At 64.6% G+C, this 2,309-nt stretch carries 2 protein-coding genes; one reads left to right on the forward strand and one right to left on the reverse strand.

Annotated elements, in window-relative coordinates; genetic code table 11:
• Window positions 1-375: 375 nt before the first annotated feature.
• Window positions 376-1,650 (forward strand): hypothetical protein, encoded by a 1,275-nt coding sequence (locus GX414_00965; GenBank protein NLI45655.1) that lies wholly within the window; start codon window positions 376-378, stop codon window positions 1,648-1,650.
• A 356-nt stretch (window positions 1,651-2,006) separates the two neighbouring features.
• On the opposite strand, the gene GX414_00970 is transcribed toward GX414_00965, so the two are convergent.
• The coding region (locus GX414_00970; protein ID NLI45656.1) for a PEGA domain-containing protein at window positions 2,007-2,309 on the reverse strand (303 nt) is incomplete at its 5' end.

The following is a 2,309-nucleotide window of genomic DNA, read 5'->3' on the forward strand; positions in this document are numbered from 1 at the left end:
ATCGTGATCGTAATCGTGATCGTAATCGTGATCGTAATCGTCATCGAGACTCGATGCTAGAGGCTCGTTCCCAACGATCAACGATCAACGATCAACCATCAACCGCTTCGAACCTGGAACTTTCGAACCTGGAACCTGCGAACCAGCTCCGACCATCAAGCATCAACTATCAACGATCAACCATCAACCTCCCCTGCGCCCTCCGCGCCTCCGCGTTGAATCTCCCCCGCCGGCCCGTTTCCAGCCCCGCCCGACCGCCCGAGCGTTGGAACCGGGGTCCTGTCACACTTTGGCCGCTCGTGTCGCATTGTGACATCTTCTCATCCGCCCAGTTCCGTTTATCCTTTTCGTATCCTTTTTTCTAGGAGGTTTTCCATGAACCGTTGGCTATCGTTCCTGCTGGTCTTCTTGGGTGTCCCCTTCGTTTTCACTCAGGACGCGCCGTGGCTCATCGACGGCTGGTCCACCACCACCCCGGTGCCGGAACTGTACGTGATGGGTGCCGTCTCGTACCAGGACCACATCCTCATTTTCGTACACAACGGCCACGTCTACCGGGGCCGGGTCCTGTCCGACGGCCAGATCGATGAGTGGGCGGACACCACCCCCCTGCCGGTCCCGCTCTACTACAGGCTGGACAGCGCCGTGGCGATCGGGCGCCACGTGGTGATACCGGCTGCACCTGCCTCCTATATCGGAGAGATCGGCCCCTCGGGCGACATCCTGTCCTGGCTCCCCGGGCCGGCGGTGACCAGCCCGGCGACGGCGGGCCGGGTGAGTGCCGTCGACGGCAATCGGATCTACACCCTCGGCGGCGGATGGGACTGGCTCATCTCCGACCGCGTGGAGATGGCCACCCTTGACGATGCCGGCGCCCTTTCCGAGTGGGCTCCCCAGACGCCGCTCCCCGAACCCATCCACGATCCCATGGCGACGGTGATCGATGAATACCTGTACGTGTTCGGCGGCGAGTCGTACGGCGGTGACATGGGCCCCTCCTGGAGCATCCACCGGGCCCCCATCGCCGCCGACGGCACGCTCGGCGACTGGGAGGACGCCGGACTGCTGCTGCATGCCCGGTCCCACGCCAACTATCTCAGCTACGGCGGCACCATTCACGTCGTGGGCGGCGGGGTGCACTCGTACATGACCGCCAGCGTCGAATCGGCCCTGCTCGGAGAATTCAGCCTGACGGACCGGCATGTCCTCAGCCAACCGCTCCCCGTGCCCATGAACGAGCACCAGGCGGTGGTCGTCCGGCACTTCGGCTATATCTTCGGAGGCAACACGAGCCCGTACGGCGGCGTTAATCCCGCCACTGTTTTCTTTACAACGCTCGGCGAAGGTTGCATCTTCGGGCCCGGGGAGCAGCCGGTCGAGTTCCTGCGGGCCAAGGGGAAGCCGGTGGTCGAGACGCTGGCGTGGGATTCCTGCGGCGGCGAGGGGTTCCTGCTCATCGCCAACGACGGCGTCAGCGCCGCTGTGATGGAACTCAACGGCGAGCGGCTGCTGGATCCATCGGCTTTCAACCCTCACGTGACCGAACTGGTCGTCCCTGTCTCGCTTCTGGCCGGCCGCAACGTGTTGACGGTGGAACTCCGGAGCCAGCCGGGAAGCTCCCTGGCGATCTTCATCGAAGAAACGAAATAGCTGAAGACTTTGGATATCCTGGGGGGCGGCCCTCACCGGTCGTCCCCCATCTTTTCGCCTTCGATCGGCTCCTGCCCCCTCTGGCCTGTTCGTCTTCACATCGGCATCCTGGCCTCAGCCTCTTTCTAGCCTTTTCGCCAAACGACTGTATGGTTTTCTGGTCGGTGCCGTTCACGTCGCAACCGGCCTTCCCCGCCGTTTCGCCGGCTCGCCGTTTCGCCGGCTCGATCCCCCCTCGGCTTTCCATTGACAAAAAAAGCGCTTGGCGCCTTCGCGCCTTGGCGTGCCCTCTCCCCCTCCGCGTCTCAACGTCTTTGCGGTGAATCCCCCCCCGCCGCCCTGTCGTCCCGCCCCCCTCACTTTTGCATTTCCAAGCTCAGGTTGACCTCGGAGCCGGCCATGACCTCGATCTCCTGGATCCACTCCTTGTAGCCGAACAGGAACAGCCGGATCTTGTGCGCGCCCGGCGCCAGCCGCAGCTTGGCCGGGGTCATGCCCACGAAATTCTCGTTCACGAACACGCTGGCGCCGGCGGGCGTCGTGGCCAGCACGATGAGCCCCTTGTCGTCGGCGGCCGGAGCCCGCGGCGGGGCGGGGGATGCCGGGGTCGCCGCCGGCGGTGGGGCGGGGGCGCTGCCGTCAGCCGGTGCGGCCGGTGG

Source organism: Acidobacteriota bacterium (assembly GCA_012517875.1).
GTDB lineage: Bacteria > Acidobacteriota > JAAYUB01 > JAAYUB01 > JAAYUB01 > JAAYUB01.